17 protein-coding genes are annotated in these 17,161 nt (G+C 62.6%); 8 read left to right on the forward strand and 9 right to left on the reverse strand.

Annotation, left to right across the window (positions count from 1 at the left end; genetic code table 11):
• From QM716_RS06730 to yhjD, 4 genes are read left to right on the forward strand one after another with little or no spacing between them, the layout of a single operon-like run.
• The gene (locus QM716_RS06730) at positions 1-543 is read left to right on the forward strand and encodes a guanyl-specific ribonuclease (protein ID WP_283303364.1); all 543 of its coding nucleotides are present in this window, start codon (positions 1-3) and stop codon (positions 541-543) included.
• Positions 543-1,037 carry a barstar family protein gene (locus QM716_RS06735; RefSeq protein ID WP_283303366.1) on the forward strand — a complete coding sequence of 165 codons (495 nt, stop codon included), beginning with the start codon at positions 543-545 and terminating at the stop codon, positions 1,035-1,037. The genes QM716_RS06730 and QM716_RS06735 overlap by 1 nt, the downstream gene beginning before the upstream one ends.
• 26 nt (positions 1,038-1,063) lie before the next feature.
• On the forward strand, positions 1,064-2,098 hold the full coding sequence (gene trpS / locus QM716_RS06740) for a tryptophan--tRNA ligase (protein WP_283303367.1): 1,035 nt from the start codon (positions 1,064-1,066) through the stop codon (positions 2,096-2,098).
• Between the two features lie 51 nt (positions 2,099-2,149).
• Positions 2,150-3,184 carry an inner membrane protein YhjD gene (gene yhjD, locus QM716_RS06745; RefSeq protein WP_283303369.1) on the forward strand — a complete coding sequence of 345 codons (1,035 nt, stop codon included), beginning with the start codon at positions 2,150-2,152 and terminating at the stop codon, positions 3,182-3,184.
• On the opposite strand, the gene QM716_RS06750 is transcribed toward yhjD, so the two are convergent.
• A complete protein-coding gene (locus QM716_RS06750) occupies positions 3,181-4,491 on the reverse strand; it encodes a D-alanyl-D-alanine carboxypeptidase family protein (RefSeq protein ID WP_283303371.1) in 1,311 nt (436 codons plus the stop codon). The genes yhjD and QM716_RS06750 overlap by 4 nt on opposite strands.
• 102 nt (positions 4,492-4,593) lie before the next feature.
• Between QM716_RS06750 and QM716_RS06755 the strand changes: the two genes are divergently transcribed.
• The gene (locus QM716_RS06755) at positions 4,594-4,992 is read left to right on the forward strand and encodes an Rv0361 family membrane protein (RefSeq protein WP_283303373.1); all 399 of its coding nucleotides are present in this window, start codon (positions 4,594-4,596) and stop codon (positions 4,990-4,992) included.
• 121 nt (positions 4,993-5,113) lie between these two features.
• Positions 5,114-5,686 carry a dihydrofolate reductase family protein gene (locus QM716_RS06760; RefSeq protein WP_283303375.1) on the forward strand — a complete coding sequence of 191 codons (573 nt, stop codon included), beginning with the start codon at positions 5,114-5,116 and terminating at the stop codon, positions 5,684-5,686.
• Between the two features lie 62 nt (positions 5,687-5,748).
• Here the strand turns inward: QM716_RS06760 and QM716_RS06765 are convergent, their stop codons facing one another.
• The 8 genes from QM716_RS06765 to iolC are packed head-to-tail and all read right to left on the reverse strand — an operon-like array spanning position 5,749 to position 14,938.
• Positions 5,749-7,254, reverse strand: coding sequence for a CoA-acylating methylmalonate-semialdehyde dehydrogenase (locus tag QM716_RS06765; protein ID WP_283303377.1), 1,506 nt, complete (start codon positions 7,252-7,254; stop codon positions 5,749-5,751).
• Between the two features lie 24 nt (positions 7,255-7,278).
• Complete coding sequence (locus tag QM716_RS06770) at positions 7,279-8,163, reverse strand: sugar phosphate isomerase/epimerase family protein (protein WP_283303379.1); 885 nt, start codon at positions 8,161-8,163, stop codon at positions 7,279-7,281.
• 3 nt (positions 8,164-8,166) lie between these two features.
• Positions 8,167-9,207, reverse strand: a complete 1,041-nt coding sequence (locus QM716_RS06775; protein WP_283303381.1) for a Gfo/Idh/MocA family protein — start codon at positions 9,205-9,207, stop codon at positions 8,167-8,169.
• Between the two features lie 26 nt (positions 9,208-9,233).
• Positions 9,234-10,139, reverse strand: coding sequence for a sugar phosphate isomerase/epimerase family protein (locus QM716_RS06780; protein ID WP_283303383.1), 906 nt, complete (start codon positions 10,137-10,139; stop codon positions 9,234-9,236).
• Positions 10,140-10,177: 38 nt separating this feature from the next.
• The gene (gene iolD / locus QM716_RS06785) at positions 10,178-12,133 is read right to left on the reverse strand and encodes a 3D-(3,5/4)-trihydroxycyclohexane-1,2-dione acylhydrolase (decyclizing) (RefSeq protein WP_283303385.1); all 1,956 of its coding nucleotides are present in this window, start codon (positions 12,131-12,133) and stop codon (positions 10,178-10,180) included.
• Positions 12,134-12,147: 14 nt separating this feature from the next.
• On the reverse strand, positions 12,148-13,020 hold the full coding sequence (gene iolB, locus QM716_RS06790) for a 5-deoxy-glucuronate isomerase (protein WP_283303387.1): 873 nt from the start codon (positions 13,018-13,020) through the stop codon (positions 12,148-12,150).
• Positions 13,021-13,041: 21 nt separating this feature from the next.
• Complete coding sequence (locus tag QM716_RS06795; protein ID WP_283303392.1) at positions 13,042-13,941, reverse strand: Cgl0159 family (beta/alpha)8-fold protein; 900 nt, start codon at positions 13,939-13,941, stop codon at positions 13,042-13,044.
• Entirely contained in the window at positions 13,934-14,938 is a 1,005-nt protein-coding gene (gene iolC, locus QM716_RS06800; RefSeq protein WP_283303394.1) for a 5-dehydro-2-deoxygluconokinase, read from the reverse strand. The genes QM716_RS06795 and iolC overlap by 8 nt, the downstream gene beginning before the upstream one ends.
• Before the next feature lie 201 nt (positions 14,939-15,139).
• On the opposite strand from iolC, the gene QM716_RS06805 reads away from it, so the two are divergent.
• Both QM716_RS06805 and QM716_RS06810 read left to right on the forward strand, forming a co-directional pair.
• A complete protein-coding gene (locus tag QM716_RS06805) occupies positions 15,140-15,877 on the forward strand; it encodes a GntR family transcriptional regulator (protein WP_283303395.1) in 738 nt (245 codons plus the stop codon).
• A gap of 106 nt (positions 15,878-15,983) precedes the next feature.
• On the forward strand, positions 15,984-17,132 hold the full coding sequence (locus tag QM716_RS06810; protein WP_283303397.1) for a Gfo/Idh/MocA family protein: 1,149 nt from the start codon (positions 15,984-15,986) through the stop codon (positions 17,130-17,132).
• Positions 17,133-17,161: the final 29 nt, after the last annotated feature.

Genomic DNA, 17,161 nt, shown 5'->3' on the forward strand with positions numbered 1-17,161 from the left:
ATGTCTGAAGGTCTGAAGATGCCGAGCGCGAAAACGCGCAACGCCATCATCACTGTCGTCGTTGCCGTGGTGGCGCTTGTGCTGGCGGTGACGCTTTCTTCGCGCGATTCCGACAGCTCGGCGTCGTCGGTGTCGTCCGGGACGTCGTCGGTCACCAAGTCCTTGAGCGTTCAGTCCTCGAGTGTTCAAGCCAAGCCTGGCGCCACCACCAAGGCTGCCCCGTCGAGTTCTGCTGCCAAGACAACGCAGCAGACAAACAACGATGCGCCGGCGCGAGTTCTCGCCACGCTGGTGGAGATCGACGCCGGGAGGTGGCCGGATTCTGCAAATGCACCGGGCACCAAGGGCGGCATTACCTTCCGCAACAGCGAGGGGCGTCTACCCGCTGTCGGTGCCGGCGGTGGACGGGTCGTCTATCAGGAATGGGACGTCAACGCGAAGAAGAACGGCCAAGGCCGCGACGCCGAGCGAATCGTCACCGGCAACGACGGTTCGGCGTGGTATACCCTCGATCACTACGGCACGTTTGTGAGGATTCGCTGATGTCCGACTCGTCTACCGTCAGCGTGCCGCAGTGGCTGGATCCGTCTTCCGACGTGGCTTCGGTGGCCCTGCGCGGCGAGCAAGCGGTCGCGGATGATCTTGCGCGTGAACTCCGTGTCGAGGATTTTGTCGTTCGGGTGGTTCGTGGCGAGACGATGCGGACCACGGCTCAGGTTTTCGACGAGTTCGCGGCGGCCTTCCAGTTTCCGTCCCACTTCGGGCGAAACAAGGATGCTTTCGACGACGTCATGCGCGATCTCGACGATGTACTCGGATTGGGCGCCGGATATGTAGTTGTGATCCGAGGCGCGGGTTCTCTACTGTCCGAGCAACAGGATCAGTTGGAGTGGTTCCGCGGAACTATGGACTTCTACGCCGAAGAATGGGCACCCGTCGTTTTTCGGACCGTCTACCAGTTCGGTGAGGACGACCTCGGCGCCACCGGTCAAGACCTCGTCGAACTCGACTACCCGGGCACCACGCCACTGCACTGATTTCCACTCGTGAAAAGATCGGAACCATGTCGACCCCTGCAGAACAGAAGCCCACCGCAAAGCCTCGCGTGCTTTCCGGAATCCAGCCGACGTCGGATTCTTTCCACCTTGGCAACTACCTGGGTGCGCTGCAGCAGTGGGTTCCGTTGCAGGACGATTTCGATGCTTTCTACTTCATTCCGGATCTTCACGCCATCACGGTGACGCAGGATCCGAAGGAACTGCGTCGTCGCACCAAGCTTGCGGTGGCTCAGCTCCTCGCAGTGGGTATTGATCCCGATCGGGCGACGCTGTTCGTGCAGAGTCAGGTACCTGAGCACACGCAGTTGGCGTGGGTCCTGAACTGCATCACCGGTTTCGGTGAAGCCAGTCGTATGACGCAGTTCAAGGACAAGTCCGCCAAGCAAGGCAGCGACAACGCCAGTGTCGGTTTGTTCACGTATCCGGTTCTGATGGCCGCGGACATCCTGCTGTACCGCCCGCAGCGAGTCCCGGTGGGTGAGGATCAGCGCCAGCACCTCGAACTCGCACGCGATCTGGCAGGCCGGTTCAACACCCGCTACGGCAAGGCGTTTGTCGTTCCTGAACCGCAGATCATCAAGGGCACGGCAAAGATCTACGACCTGCAGGATCCGACCGCGAAGATGAGCAAGTCCGCTGCCAGTGCAGCCGGACTGATCAATCTGCTCGACGATCCGAAGGTGTCGGCGAAGAAGATCAAGTCGGCCGTCACCGACAACGAGCGCGAGATTCGCTTCGACCCGCAGGCTAAGCCCGGCGTCAGCAACCTGCTCACCATTCAGTCGGCTCTCTCCGGAGTACCGATCGAGACTCTGGTGGCCGGCTACGAAGGTAAGGGGTACGGCGACCTCAAGACCGACACCGCTGATGTCCTGACCGAGTTCGTCACCCCGCTCAAAGCGAAGGTGGACGGTTACCTCGCCGACGAGGCGGAGCTGGATCGCATCATCGCGGCCGGAGCGCACCGCGCCCGCGAGGTGTCTTCACGCACTCTCGCCGCTGTCTATGACAAGGTCGGATTCCTGGCACCGAAGGGCTGACCGACGCGAATTCGGACTCACGACGCCTGACCGAACATGAGGGGGACGGCAATGGCTGACACGGACGACGACGCACCCAGCTTTCTCGAGAAGCAACGGGCAGCGCGACCCTGGCTCGATCATCTGGTTCGCGCCGCTGGACGGTTCCAAGAGCAAAAGGGCGATTACTACGCCGCGGGAATCACGTACTTCAGCGTTCTGGCGTTGATTCCGATCATGATGGTCGCGTTCGCAGTGGCCGGTTTTGTATTGGCCGGCCATCCCGAGTACCTGGAGTCGATTCAGGAGCAGATCACAAAGAGCATTCCGGGCAGCTTGGGTGACACCATCAACACACTGATCGATTCGGCTATCGATTCGCGCGCCAGCGTCGGAATCTTCGGTCTCCTGGGTGCCTCCTACGCGGGTCTCGGTTGGATGGCAAATGTTCGCGACGCGCTGACGGCCATGTGGGAGAGCAAGCGCGAGCCGAAGGGTTTCGTGCGTACCAAACTCGGTGACGCAGGGGCCCTTATCGGTCTGGCCCTCGCCATGGTCGTCTCGCTTGGAATGTCGGCGCTGAGCAGCGGGCCGGTTGCGACTCAGATCGTGAAATGGCTAAACCTCGAGAACATCACCGGCGTGGGTGTGGGGCTAAGAATCGTTTCACTGTTGCTGTCACTGCTAGCGACATGGGCGGTCTTCCTGTGGGTGATCGCCCGGCTACCGCGCGAGCCTGTCACGCTGCGCAGCGCCGCGCAGGCAGCGCTCATCGCCGCGGTCGTGTTCGAGATCTTCAAGCAGGTGGGTGCGATCTACCTCGCTGCCGTCACCGGCGGTCCGGCAGGCGTGGCATTCGGCCCGATCATCGGTTTGCTCGTATTCGTGTTCACGGCGTCGAGGATGCTGCTGTTCTGCACGGCGTGGGCGGCGACGACGAAGGAAAGTATGGCTCTGGCCTTCGTTCCTCCGCCCGATCCCGCTGTGATCTCGCCGCGCGTGGTTGTCAGTGATGGTGCCTCGCCGTCGCGTGCTGTTGCATTGATCGCAACGGGTGCGGTTGCCGGCCTGGGTCTTTCGGGCTTCCTGCGTCGTCGGCCGCGTTAGCGCCGTCGACGGTTCAGGGCAACTGCGCCCGCTACCAGCGCGATCACCACCACTCCACCGACCGCGCCGATGAGGATGCGGTCAGTGGTGTCCGACTCGCTGTCGGTGGCGGTTGGCGCTGCCGAGATCGAGCCAGGTGCAGCGGCAGACGGTGTGCGGGTGACGTCGGGAGTGGCGTCGTCGGTCGAACGGTCCGTCAACGAGCCGACGGTCGTCCGCGCTGGGAGTGCATATCCGTAGTCGAGTAGACGGGCAGCTTGCTCCCACGGACGGATCGGCTTGGCTTCGCCGCCCATCAATGTCACCAGTAGTTTCCGGCCGTTGCGCTCCGCAGCACCCACGTACGTGTGGCGGGCGTCGTCGGTGAAGCCGGTCTTACCGCCCAATGCGCCGTCGTAGTTGTAGAGCAGCTGATTGTCGTTCGCGAGAGTGAATCCGGGCCGGTCCTGATCATCGGGAATTGTCGGGTCCTTGGGGAAACCGGGGAACTCGACGGTCTCGGTATGGATCAGGCCGGCGAAGGTCGGATTCTGCAGTGCGGTATGGAAAATCACGGCCAGGTCGTACGGTGAGCTGCTCATCCCCGGGCCGTCGAGTCCGGACGGAGTGGCCGTGCGGGTGTCGAGGGCGCCGAGGTCGGCGGCGAGGGCATTCATCTTCGACACGGCTGCAGCGTCACCGCCGAGTTGGCGGGCAAGAGCATGCGCGGCATCGTTTCCCGACGCCATGACCAGACCTTGCATCAGCTGCCGATTGGTGTATTTACCGCCCTTGCCGATGCCGACGGCACTACCTTCAGCGTCCGCGTCTTCGGCCGTTGCGGTGATTTCGGTGTCGAGATCTAGTTCGTCGAGCGCAACGAGAGCCAACAGCATCTTGATGGTGCTGGCCGGGCGGTAGCGACCGTGCGGATCTTTGGCGGCGAGGACCTCACCGGTTTCAGCGTCCGCGAGTACCCATCCGGATGCTGCGATGTCGGCCGGGAGCACGGGAGCGCCGTCTGGGAGCACAACACCACACTCGCCGAGCTTGTTTCCACCGACTGGGCTTTCCGGGATCGGGACAGCAGTTGGGACCGTGGATCCGGGCGCGGGTGCTTCGGAGAGATCGATCGCCGGTGCCGGGCTACTCGTGAACGGGCAGCTGTCCGTGTTGGGTGTTGTGAACGGAGCCTCGGTGGTGGTCGGCGGCGGCAGGGCCGGTTCGGCGCCGGCGATTCCCGAGCTACCAACGACGCCGGAAAACGCAATGCTCCCTGAGAGCACTGTTCCGGCCACTGCCACTGCACACTTTCGACGCCACATCATCGATATACGAGGGTATGCGAACGCGAGGGAACGTCCGAATCGCCACGCAAGCGCGGGATCAAAAACAGGCGATTCGGTTTGTACGTCGGTCATAGTGGACGGATGAACCTCGCAGTCATACGTGGACGCCGGACGCTCGCGGCGTTGACACTCATCGGAACGTCAGCCGCTGTCGTGGGATGTTCCGGCGATTCGGAACCGTCGGCCGAGAGCCAAATCTCTGCCGTCGTCGGTCAGAGTTTCGAATTCATGGCCGAAAGGGACTGGGAGGCAGTCGACAGCACTCAATGCAGGTCGATGCGCAGCGAGAGCCCCCGTGTCGAAGAGTCGCCGTTCGACGACGCACTTGCCAGTCTGAGACTGGACGGTGTGGAGAACATCGTGGTGAACGGGGATTCGGCGACGGCCAACACTCGCCATTACAGCACCGAGGATCCGTCCGCGACGATGCGCGAGGACATCACCTTGATCAAAGAGAACGGCGCCTGGGTTTTGTGCTGACGTCTTTGTGTGCTGACGATCGAAGATCGCCGCCGATGAGTTCCACCACCACACAGAGTCTGTAACAGTGGGGTAGTCGACTACTCGAATGGCGCACACGCACTGACGGCAGAGGATCGGTATGGGCAATATCGTGGTGACGGAATTCGTGTCTTTGGACATGGTCATGGAAGCGCCCGGTGGTGAACCGGGCTATGCGCACACGGGATGGGTCTTTCCATACCAGGAGGGCGATCAGATGACGTTGAAACTCGACGAAACCCTCGCTGCGGACGTGCTTCTACTCGGTCGACGGACCTACGAGAGTTTTGCCGGTGCCTGGCCTGAGCGCGAGGACGACCAAGGCTTCGCGGACAAGATGAACGAGATGCCCAAGTACGTCGTCACGAGTTCGACCGAGCCGCTGGAATGGAACAACTCGACGGCGCTCACCGGTCCCATCGAGGAGTCCGTCCCGAAGCTCGAGGAGCAGGTCGACGGCGAGATTCTGGTGGCGGGAAGTCGGACGCTCGTCCACGCGTTGCTGTCGGCCGGTTTGGTCGACGAGCTGCGCCTGATGGTCTTCCCGGTCATTCTCGGGTCCGGCGGGAGGGTATTCCCCGAATCGGACGACAAGATCGTCCACGAGTTGAAGGACGATCGTCGGTACGAATCCGGAGTGCAGGTACTGACATACCACCCCACGGTCGCGTAGCCCTGTCGAAAACATTTGTGGCCGAGCCTCTTCGAGAGTCTCGGCCACAAATGTCCTGCCGGCTAGCTGTTCTCGGGGAAGCCGAGGTTGATACCGCCGTGGCTGGGGTCGAGCCAGCGACTGGTGACGGCCTTGCCGCGCGTGAAGAAATGAACACCTTCGGTCCCGTGGGCGTGGGTGTCGCCGAAGAGGCTGTTCTTCCAGCCGCCGAAGCTGTAGTAGGCCATGGGAACCGGGATGGGGACGTTGATGCCGATCATACCGACCTCCACCTCGTTCTGGAAGCGTCGGGCAGCGCCGCCGTCATTGGTGAAGATGGCGGTGCCGTTACCGTACGGATTGTTGTTGATCAGTTCGAGAGCTTGGTCGTAGGTATCGACACGCACGACGGACAGGACAGGTCCGAAGATTTCGTCCGTGTAGATCGACATGTCGGTGGTGACGTGGTCGATGAGGGTGGGCCCAAGCCAGAAGCCGTCCGGTCCACCATCGGCCTGAACTGTGCGTCCGTCGACCACGATGGTGGCGCCGTCCTTCTCACCGGCGTCGACGTAGGACGCGACTTTGTCGCGGTGGGTCTTGGTGACGAGCGGACCCATGTCGGAGTTCTTGGTGCCGTCGCCGGTGACGAGGGGCGTGGTGCGTTCGACGATCTTGGCGACAAGTTCGTCGGCGATGTCGCCGACTGCGACGAGGGCGGAGATCGCCATGCATCGTTCGCCCGCTGAGCCGAATCCGGCGTTGACCATTGCGTCGGCGGCGAGGTCGAGGTCCGCGTCCGGCAGAACGATGGCGTGATTCTTGGCGCCACCCAGTGCTTGGACGCGTTTTCCGTTGGCGGTGCCGGTGGCGTAGACGTACTGGGCGATAGGGGTGGATCCGACAAACGAAATCGCTTTGACTGCTTTGTTTTCGAGAAGTTCGTCCACGGCGAGTTTGTCACCTTGGAGGACGTTGAAGACGCCGGGAGGCAGACCGGCTTCGGCCCAGAGTTCGGCGAGCCAGATAGCGGCGGTGGGGTCCTTCTCCGAGGGCTTGAGAATCACGGTGTTCCCAGCGGCGATGGCGACCGGGAAGAACCACATCGGGACCATCGCGGGAAAGTTGAAGGGGGAGATGATGCCGACTGGGCCGAGGGGTTGGCGGATGGAGTAGACGTCGACCTTCGTCGAGGCGTTCTCGGTGTATCCGCCCTTGAGGAGATGCGGTATTCCGCAAGCGAATTCGACCACTTCTTGTCCGCGGCCGATTTCGCCGAGGGCGTCGGAGAGAACCTTGCCGTGCTCGGCTGTGATGATCTCGGCAAGTTCACCTTTGCGAGCATTGAGGAGTTCGCGGAAGCTGAACAGAATCTGTGTGCGCCGGGCCAGTGAGGTGTCACGCCAGGCGGGGAAGGCCGCGGCAGCCGCGTCGATGACGGCGCGGGCGTCCTCGAGGTTCGCCAGGGCCAGTCGGCCGGTGATCTGTCCGGTGGCGGGGTTGGTGACGGGGGCGGTGTTCTCGGATGTTCCGGCGAACGGCTTGCCGTCCAACCAGTGCGCGATGACACGAGTATCAGTGATGGTCATGGTATTTCCTAGTGGTCTGGTGGCTCAGGAGTTCGGGGAGGCGTACTTGGCGACGTAATCGTTCATCGTCTCGCGTTGGTACCGGGAAACCTCGTGCGCGTTTTCGTTCTCGGCGAAGACGCTCGACACCATCACGGTGTTGTCACGTTCGTAGAAGCCGAGTTTGCCGAGACCACCGAAGAATTCGTCCCAGTTGACATCTCCGTCACCGATTTTGAGATGCTGATGCACTCGAACGGCATTGCCTGGCGGGTTGGTGATGTAGCGCAGTCCGTGGGATCGGTGATGATCCATGGTGTCCGCCACATGAACGAGACGGACCATGTCGCCGGCGGCCTCCATGATGGCGGGAAGGTCCCCACCCATGTGGAATTGGTGGCACGCCACGATCACCATGCCGAGGTTCTTGGAGTTCACGCCGCGGATCGTGCGGATCGCGGCAAGTCCGTCTTCGACAAAATCGTCCGGGTGTGGATCGATCAGGACGTCGATGCCCTCGCGTTCGATGATCGGAATCAGTTCCTCCATCGAACGATAGAACGCACGCTCGGACTCTTCGGCCTTTTCGGGGCGGCCGGAGAATTCGGTGTTCATGACGTTGACGCCGAGGTCGACAGTGATCTGGATGGCGCGTTTCCAGTACCGCACTGCTGCTTCGCGGGCGTCCTCGTCCGGGCCGGACCAGCGAAGGACCGGGAGCACCGAAGCGATGCCGACTCCCGCGCTCGCGCAGGCCTTCCGGAACTTGGCGACGAGCGCGTCGTCAGCCTTCGGGTGATTGAAGAACGGGATCATGTCGACGTGCGGAGTGAGTTGCAGGTACTCGTACCCGAGATCGGCAACAACTCGAGGAAGTTCGAGCAGTGAGTAATCGTGGTGGAACGGTGTGGGATCGAGCGCGACCTTCATCGTTTACGCTCCGGCTAACGAGGCTCGCGGAACCATGTCGACAACGACGCGTTGGCCCGACTCGAGTGACTTCACGCCGGCAGCGCAGACGGCGGCCGCGGCGTAGCCGTCCCAGGCGCCGGGGCCGTCGATGTAGTGACCGGTGTCGGCGCCGGTCTTGACGGCCTTGATCCAGCGGGCGAACTCGGTGTCGTACGCCTGCCCGAAGCGTTCGCGGAATCCTGGGGTGATCTGCCCACCCCAGTTGCCGGGCTTGGTCTTTCGGATCAGCCCCACGTCGAGTCCGATCATCGCGCTGCCGAGTTCGCCGACAACCTCGGTGCGCACCTCGTAGGCGACGCCGGTGGTGACAAAAACCTCGGCGTCGACGTGCCTACCGGACGCGGTCTCGAAGATCGCGATCTGCGGATCTTGAATACCTTCGGGGGCCAGCGAATTCGCCGCCGGGCGAATGATCTGGACGGAGGTGATTTCTTCGTCGAGCAGGAAACGTGTCACGTCGACCTCGTGGACGAGTGAGTCCTTGACGATCATCGCGCTGTCGAAACCCTTCGGAACCGCAGGATTGCGATGCGCACAGTGCACCACGAGCGGGCGACCGAGATCGCCGCTGTCGATCAAATCCTTGAGCTGGGTGTATTCATGGTCGAATCGCCGCATGAAGCCGACCTGGATCAGCTTCTTGCCCAGCGCTGCTTCGGCTTTGACGATCGCCAGCGAACTGTCCGCGTCGGTGGTCAGCGGCTTTTCGCAGAGAACAGGCTTGCCCGCTTCGAGGCAGGCAAGAACCTGCTTCTCATGGGTCGGGCCCGGGGTTGCAAGAACAACGGCGTCGACGTCCTCGGCTGCGATGGCATCGAACGGGTCGACGACGACGCGCGCCCCTGGCGTCAGTGCTGCAATTTCCTCGGCGCGGGCCAGCGAGTAGTCGTTGACGACGGTAACGCGGGCTCCGCCGATCTTGGTGGTGATGCGGTCGACGTGATCGGCCCCCATGATGCCGACGCCGAGCACTGCGATCCGGAGATCCTGGTTGTCAGACATGCGGTGGTACTCCTCGATTGTGTTGCTCAGCTGAAACGGACGGCGGGGACGCCACAGGTGGACAGGTATTTCTGGGTGCGCAGCGCGATGGGCAGCGGTGTGTCGGGATGGCAGGGATACATGTCCTGCTCGACGATCGCGAACACGTCGATACCGAGCTTCTCGATGGCCTCCAGAAGCGGTGGCATGTCGGGGATTCCGCGCGGCGGTTCGATCATGGCACCGAGTTTGACGGCCTCGCCGAACGGCAGGTCCTCGGCCTCCACCTTGGCGACGATCGCCGGATCCACCTGCTTGAGGTGTAGGTACCCGATGCGCTCCGGATGCTTGTCGATAATTGCGAGATTGTCGCCGCCGCAGTAGCTGATGTGGCCGGTGTCGAGACACAGATTCACGAAACGCTCGTCGGTCCCTTCGAGGAACTTGTAGACGTTGTCCTCGATGTCGACGTGACTGTCGGCATGTGGGTGGTACTGCGCCATGACGCCGTACTCCTCGAGCATCGCCTTCCCGAGAGCGTTCATGCCGTTGGTTTTCTTACGCCACTGTTCGGGAGTCAGATTGCGGTCTTCGAGTACCGCTCCGGTGGAAGGATCGCGCCACATCTCAGGGATGACCACCACGTGCTTTCCGCCGACGGCTGCGGTCAACTTGGCGACGTCCTTGATCTGATTCCAGACGGCATCCCAGGAATCGTCTTGGTGCAGGTGTTCGAAAACGGTACCGGCCGAAAGCTTGAAGCCGCGGGCGCCGAGTTCGTCAGCCAGCTTGGCTGGATCGGTCGGAAGGTATCCGAACGGGCCGAGTTCGATCCATTCGTATCCCGAGGCGGATACCTCGTCGAGGAATCGTGTGTAAGGGGTCTGCTGAGGATCGTCCGGAAACCACACGCCCCAAGAGTCGGGGGCTGATCCAACGCGAATCGCGCTCATGTCTAGATTCCTTTCGCGGGCAAAGTCTGAGGGTGTGGTCAGTCGGATGGGCGTAGGTACGGTCGCTGGATCTTCTTCCAGGACTCGTAAGTTGTCCGTGCGTTCTTGGTGGACTCCAGTTCGGAGGTGGCCGATACTGGTACATCCCACCAGGATTCGCTGTCCGGGGCGCCGATCAGCGGATCGGTTTCGACGTGGATGACCGTGCTGGTTTCGCTTGCTTTGGCAACCTTGATTGCGTCGGCGAACTCGGCAGCGGTGTTGGCGCGGATGACGTCGACGCCGAGGCTGGCGGCGTTCGCGGCCAAATCGACCGGGAGAACCCCTCCGTCGAGACGTCCGTCATTCGAGCGGTAGCGGTACTGCGTGCCGAAGCGCTGGGAACCGAGCGACTCGGACAGCGAACCGATGGAGGCAAATCCGTGATTTTGCACCAGGATGACGATGACCTTCAGGCGTTCCTGCACAGCGGTGACCAATTCGGTGGCCATCATCAGATAGGAACCGTCACCGACCATCACGAACACGTCGCGATCGGGGCAGGCCATCCGGACGCCCAGGCCGCCGGCAACTTCGTATCCCATGCAGGAGTATCCGTATTCGACGTGATAGCCCTTCGAATCGCGAGTACGCCAAAGCTTGTGGAGGTCACCCGGCATGGACCCGGCAGCGCACACCACGACGTCACGTGGATCGGACAGAGTGTTGACCAGGCCGATCACCTGATTCTGGTTCAGCGAGCCGTCGGCCGCAGGTTCGGCCGGGTTGTAGACGGATTCGACGACAGCATCCCAATCGCGAGCGAGTTCACCGATCCTGGACGCGTACTCGTCGTCCACCCGGTAGTCGCTCAGCGCGAGCGCCAGGGCGTCGAGAGCCTCACGGGCGTCGGCGACCACACTGACACCGCCCTGCTTCACGGAATCCAATGAAGCGACGTTGATGTTGACGAAGCGAACGTCGGGATTGGTGAAGGCGGTGCGGGATGCGCTCGTGAAATCGCTGTACCGCGTACCGATTCCGATGACGACGTCCGCCCCGGTGGCCAGTGCGTTTGCAGCGGTGGTGCCAGTGGACCCCACTGCTCCGACGGATTGTGGATGGTCGTAGACCAGCGAACCCTTGCCGGCCTGGCTCTGCCCCACGGGAATTCCGGTCTGCGCGCAGAACGCTGCCAGAGATTCGGTGGCCTGGCTGTAGATCACGCCGCCGCCCGCGACGATCAGTGGCTTGCGGGCCGAACGGATGATCGTGGCTGCGCGTTCGATCACCGATCGCTCGGGGAGCGGGCGGGCCACGTGCCAGACTCGTTCGGCGAAGAGCGCCTCGGGCCAGTCGAACGCCTCGGCCTGTACGTCCTGCGGGATGGCGATGGTGACTGCGCCGGTCTCGACGGGGTCGGTGAGAACTCGCATGCCGGCCAACAGAGCGCTCGGCAACTGCTCCGGGCGCCATACCCGATCGAAGTAGCGCGAGACCGGTTTGAAAGCGTCGTTGACTGTGACGTCACCGCTCGACGGGAGTTCGAGTTCCTGCAAGACCGGGGCACTGGCGCGAGTCGCGAAAGTGTCTGCGGGCAGGAGTAATACAGGTAGACGGTTGATGGTGGCCAGTGCCGCGCCGGTGATCATGTTGGTGGCGCCCGGGCCGACGCTGGACGAGACTGCCCACGTCTGCAGGCGGTCTTTCATGCGGGCGTGGGCGACTGCCGAGTGCACCATCGCCTGTTCGTTGCGGCCGAGCACGTAGGGGAGTGTCGGCTCGCGGCCGGCGTCGAGGTCCTGGATCTCGGCCTGTAAGAGTGCCTGCCCCAACCCGGCGACGTTCCCGTGCCCGAAGATTCCGAAGCAGCCGGCGAACAGCTTGGTGCGCTGGCCGTCGCGTTCGGTGTACTGGTTGGCGAGGAAGCGGACGACAGCTTGGGAAACGGTGAGGTGAACGGTCGGCTCGTCGCGAGGTAGACGATTGCCGGTTGTGTTGTTGGTGGGTGCCACAGCTTTCACTTCCGTCAGTTGTGGGACTGCAACGGCAGTCGAGGGTCGATGTCCTGGTGATCCCAGCTTCCGCGCAGCCAGGTGTGTTGCGGATCGTCACAGATGTTCCACGCCCGGATCTCGCCCGAACCTGCCATGACGTTGAGGTAGTACATGTGGTGCCCCGGAGCTGCGATGGACGGGCCGTGATAGCCGTGCGGCACGAGGACGACGTCGCCGGAGCGGACTTCCTCGAGCACCTCGATAGGTCTCTCGGCGGTTCCGTAAACCCGGTGGTAGCCGAATCCTTCGGTGCCGGTAGGGCTTCGGTCGATCTCGAAGTAGTAGATCTCTTCCAGGGCCGATTCGACGTCGCTGTTCTCGTCGTGTTTGTGGCTGGGATACGACGACCAGTTCCCGCCGGGGGTGATGACCTCACACGCGATGATGGAGTCGGCCTCGAAGGTGTCTGCGGTGGCGAAGTTGTGAATCTGTCGGCTGCAGTTCCCGGCACCGCGGAGCTCGACTGCAACTCCTGAAGCGGGACCGTATCGATGGGGAAGCTTGGCGCCGGCGCGGGCTCCGCACAGAGCGAAGCGACCTCCGTCAGTGCTGCTGACCGAGTAGTCGGCGTCGCGTCCTACGTACGCAAAATCGCTCGGACCGTCGAAAACCGATGCGCGGCCAGTCAGGGGAATCTCCGTCCCCTCTGCAACAACCACGGCCGAACCCGCCAGTGGAACGACGATGATCTCGTTCTCGCCGGACTGCAGGTGGACGTTCGCACCAGGGGTGAGTTCGAGTGTCCACAAGCTGGATTCGGTCCACCCGGCGGACTCCGGCGTGACCACTGTGGTGAAATCACCGTCGGCGGAAGATTCGGCGGGGACGTAGTACTTGCTGAACATCTTGCTCCTGCCAGGTCGGTTCTAGTGGACGAGCTTGACTGCGGTGTCGACGGCCGCGGTCACGTCACCGTCAGGTGGGTAGAGCAGGGCGCGCCCGACTATCAATCCGCGCACGGATGGCAGCTGAAGGGCAGCGTCCCACTTTGCGTAAGTCTCTTCCGGCGCGATCTGCGGATCGCCGCCCAACAGGAGCGTCGGGAGAGTCGTCGCATCCATGACCCGTTCCATCTCGTCGACGACTGGCAACTTCATCCACGTGTACGCCGAGGTGGAGCCGAGGCCCTGGGAGATATGGATGGACTTGATGACGGCGTCGGGGCTGAGATCGTTGACCACCTTGCCGTTCACGCGACTGGAGAGGAACGGCTCGAGCATCGCGATCAGTCCGGCCGCGGCCAGTTCGTCCACGGCTTCGGCGCATGCCGTCATGGTGGGCAAGGTGCCCGCGTCGTCGAGTGCGATGCGCAGCAGCATCTTTCCGCCGTTCATGCCGAACTTTGCGGTACCGGCCGCTGTGTAACCCGTCATGCGGTCGTCGAGTTCGAAGCTCGCGCCTGCCAGGCCGCCGCGGTTCATCGACGAGAAGACGACCTTGTCGTCGAGGGCGCCGAGGAGGAGCAGATCGTCGAGAATGTCCGCAGTGCCGAGAACACCGTCGACTCCTGGATTGTCGAGTGCAGTGCGCAACCGGTCCAGGAGATCGGTACGACTGTTCATCGCTGTCGGCTTGCCACCGGCGGACAGCGCCCCACGCGCCGGGTGATCGGCAGCGACGATCATGAGTCGGCCGTTGCCTCGAACAGTGGCGCGAGGAGTTCTTGCTGCCCAGGCCTTTTCGATGATCTGCGGATCGCTCGCACGCAGTTCCGTCACTTCGGCGTAGGTGGTGGCGAGGGGGCGGGCGGCGAGCTTGTCAGACATTGACTGCCTCCGTGGCTGTTGCTTCGGCGAGATCGTGGACTTCTTCGGCGGTCGGCATCGCAGTGGAGCATTCGAGCCGAGATGCGACTATCGCGCCGGCCGCGTTGGCGTAGCGCAGTACCTTCTCCAGCGGCCACCCCGCCAACAGTCCGTGGCACAGTGATCCGCCGAAGCTGTCGCCTGCTCCCAGTCCGTTGACCACGTCGACGGTGTTGGGCGGCACGGTGATCGACTGCTTTCGCGTTTTGCCGAGTACACCCTTCGGGCCCTGCTTCACGATGGCCAGTTCGACTCCGAGGTCGAGAAGTGCGTCCGCAGCCTTGTTCGGGTTGGTCTCACCGACCGCGATTTCGCACTCTTCACGATTTCCCACGGCTACCGTCACGTGTTTGAGGGCGCGCTGTACCTGAGTGGTCGCTTCCTGCGGCGTCGACCAGAACATCGGGCGGTAGTCCAGGTCGAGAACTGTCAGCGGGCGGCGTTCGCGGGCTTCCCAGGCGGCGAAGTGTGCGCTGCGGCTCGGTTCTTCGGACAGCCCCGTCACAGTCGACCAGTACAGCGAGGCTGTTCGAACGGCGTCGAGGTCGATGTCTTGCGGGGTGATCCGAAGATCAGGCGCATGCGGCTTGCGGTAGAAGTACAGGGGGAAGTCGTCAGGGGGGAAGATTTCGCAGAACGTCACCGGTGTCGGGTATTCGGAATTGGTGACGACAAACCTGTTGTCGACACCGAGATGTGCCAATTCGCGTGTGACGAACTTCCCGAAGGGATCGTTGCCGACGCCGGAGATCAATGCTGCTCGCCGACCGAGGCGCGCGGCCGCCACCGAGACATTGGCTGCGCTGCCGCCGAGGAACTTGCCGAACGTCTCGACGTCCTCGAGTCCGACACCGGTCTGAAGTGGGTAGATGTCCACCCCCGATCGGCCGATGGCAAGCACGTCGAAGGGTGCGTCAGGGATGTGTGACCCGCTCTGGTGAGTGTTGATGCTTGTCAAGACTGACTCCCGAGAGTTCGTGGTGGGTTGCCCACGCAGGGCACCGATGTATGACTGAAACTGTGCGCCGCGACACAGCGATTGTCAATAGTTTGTCTGGACATTATGACTTGCCGTCAAGTGAATGTTAGTGTTCGCATACACTGCCGAGAGAAGTAGCGTCGATACGGCGCCTTCCCAAGTCGGAGATCGGAGTTGACCGTGGTCGCAGCACTCGCCGTCGAGTTGGACCGCTCGAGCCCGGTGCCGCTGTATTTTCAGCTGGCCCAGGCAATCGAGGGCGCTATTCTCGGTGGCGACCTTGCCCCAGGCGATCGCTTCGAGAACGAACTTGCGTTAGCGAAACGGCTCAATCTCTCGCGTCCGACCACACGACGCGCGATCCAGGAACTGGTGGACAAGGGCCTACTTGTTCGCAAGCGGGGAGTCGGAACTCAGGTGGTGCAGAGTCCGGTGCACCGCCCTGTCGAGCTCACCAGTCTGTTCGACGACCTGGCGAGGGCAGGCCAGGCGCCGACGACCAAGCTACTCGAGTTCACGGTAGGAGTTCCCGGCGAGGACGTAGCCGCGGAACTCAACCTCGAACCTGACGCCGAGGTGGCCACCATCAGGCGACTGCGGAGCACCAACGGCGAACCGCTGGCAGTGATGACCAATTACATTCCGGTGGACATCGCACCCGATCCCGAGGAGTTGGAGACGCAGGGGCTCTACCAAACCTTGCGGACTCGCGGCGTTCACATCCGTGTGGCGCGCCAGCGAATCGGCGCCCGGGCGGCGACTCGCGAAGAGGCAGGATTGCTCGACGAGAAAGTGGGCGCTGCCCTCTTGACCATGAGCCGCACTGCATTTGACGATTCAGGTAGTGCCGTCGAGTACGGCAGCCACTGCTACCGAGCGTCGCGTTACTACTTCGACACCACTGTGGTCGACCGCTAGATCCCGATCCCGGTGACACGAGTACCCGCCTGACTGAGTCAGTGGGGGTGATTTGTGACCCCAGAATTTCTGCGATCCTTCGATCATTTGACCCGAACGGAGCCTCATGACAGGCATTTCTGTAGCAGTTGCCGGATTCGGATGGATGGGCCGCGTGCATACGCAGGCGTATCTGCGTCTGCGGCAGCACTATCCCCAGCTGCCCGTGATCCGTCTGGCTGCCGTCGCCGACGAGGTGCCGGGCCGAGGGGAGGAAGCGGCGGACCAATTCGGTTTCGAAGCTTTCACCCAGGATTGGCGCGATATCGCGGCCGATCCGGCGATCGACGCGGTGAGCATCACGGCCCCGAACTTCTTGCATCGTGAAATCGGTGTCGCAATGGCACAGGCCGGCAAACACATCTGGATCGAGAAGCCCGTCGGGTTGTCCACGGAAGACGCGAAAGCTGTTGCTGCGGCTGTCTCGAAGGCCGGTGTGCAGTCGAGCGTCGGCTTCAATTATCGGAATGCGCCGGCCGTGGCCCTGGCCAAAAGCCTGATCGAGTCGGGGGAGTTAGGTACGATCACGCATTCGAGATTTCGCTTCCTCAGCGACTACGCGGCGCATCCCGAAGGCGCTTTGAGTTGGCGATACGAACGCGAGCGCGGCGGCGCCGGCGTCCTGGGTGACTTGGCTTCGCACGGTATCGATCTCATCCGTCATCTACTCGGCGACGTCGACGCCCTTGTTGCGGATACTGCCATCTTCATCCCGGAGCGTGCGCGTCCGTCCGCCGCAACCAGTGGACATGCACGGGCCAGCGGCGGGGAGATGGGGGCTGTCGAGAACGAAGACTTCGTCAGCGCACTGCTGCGCCTCGGTTCGGGTGGCCGCTGCACTCTCGAAGCTTGCCGCGTCGCCGTGGGGGAGCAGAACAATTACGGATTCGAGATTCACGGCACGAAGGGTGCCGTGTTCTGGGATTACCGCCGAATGGGTGAACTGGGCACCAGCCTCGGCTCGAAGTACCAGGACCAATCCGTCACGACGGTTTTGGTCGGCCCCGAGTCGGGTGAGTTCGGCCGCTTCCAGCCTGGCGCGGCCAACGCGATGGGCTACGACGACCTGAAAGTGATCGAGGCCCGCAACTTCATCTCCTCGATCGTGGACGGAGCGCCGCAGGGAGCGACCATCGCTGATGCAGTCGCGTCGGCGCACGCTCTGGACGCGATGGTCGCCTCGGTGTCCTCCGGCGGCTGGATCACTCTCGGCTGATCGACAGTTCCTCCGAAAGGCTCTGGTGC

The sequence above is a fragment of the Rhodococcus sp. IEGM 1409 genome, from assembly GCF_030056735.1.
Lineage (GTDB): Bacteria > Actinomycetota > Actinomycetes > Mycobacteriales > Mycobacteriaceae > Rhodococcus_F.

Excerpts from the sequence above, each read along its gene's own strand:
- QM716_RS06730 (WP_283303364.1), top strand. The coding sequence starts at position 1 with ATGTCTGAAGGTCTGAAGATGCCGAGCGCGAAAACGCGCAACGCCATC.
- QM716_RS06735 (WP_283303366.1), top strand. The coding sequence starts at position 543 with ATGTCCGACTCGTCTACCGTCAGCGTGCCGCAGTGGCTGGATCCGTCT.
- trpS (WP_283303367.1), top strand. The coding sequence starts at position 1,064 with ATGTCGACCCCTGCAGAACAGAAGCCCACCGCAAAGCCTCGCGTGCTT.
- yhjD (WP_283303369.1), top strand. The coding sequence starts at position 2,150 with ATGGCTGACACGGACGACGACGCACCCAGCTTTCTCGAGAAGCAACGG.
- QM716_RS06750 (WP_283303371.1), bottom strand. The coding sequence starts at position 4,491 with ATGATGTGGCGTCGAAAGTGTGCAGTGGCAGTGGCCGGAACAGTGCTC.
- QM716_RS06755 (WP_283303373.1), top strand. The coding sequence starts at position 4,594 with ATGAACCTCGCAGTCATACGTGGACGCCGGACGCTCGCGGCGTTGACA.
- QM716_RS06760 (WP_283303375.1), top strand. The coding sequence starts at position 5,114 with ATGGGCAATATCGTGGTGACGGAATTCGTGTCTTTGGACATGGTCATG.
- QM716_RS06765 (WP_283303377.1), bottom strand. The coding sequence starts at position 7,254 with ATGACCATCACTGATACTCGTGTCATCGCGCACTGGTTGGACGGCAAG.
- QM716_RS06770 (WP_283303379.1), bottom strand. The coding sequence starts at position 8,163 with ATGAAGGTCGCGCTCGATCCCACACCGTTCCACCACGATTACTCACTG.
- QM716_RS06775 (WP_283303381.1), bottom strand. The coding sequence starts at position 9,207 with ATGTCTGACAACCAGGATCTCCGGATCGCAGTGCTCGGCGTCGGCATC.
- QM716_RS06780 (WP_283303383.1), bottom strand. The coding sequence starts at position 10,139 with ATGAGCGCGATTCGCGTTGGATCAGCCCCCGACTCTTGGGGCGTGTGG.
- iolB (WP_283303387.1), bottom strand. The coding sequence starts at position 13,020 with ATGTTCAGCAAGTACTACGTCCCCGCCGAATCTTCCGCCGACGGTGAT.
- QM716_RS06795 (WP_283303392.1), bottom strand. The coding sequence starts at position 13,941 with ATGTCTGACAAGCTCGCCGCCCGCCCCCTCGCCACCACCTACGCCGAA.
- QM716_RS06810 (WP_283303397.1), top strand. The coding sequence starts at position 15,984 with ATGACAGGCATTTCTGTAGCAGTTGCCGGATTCGGATGGATGGGCCGC.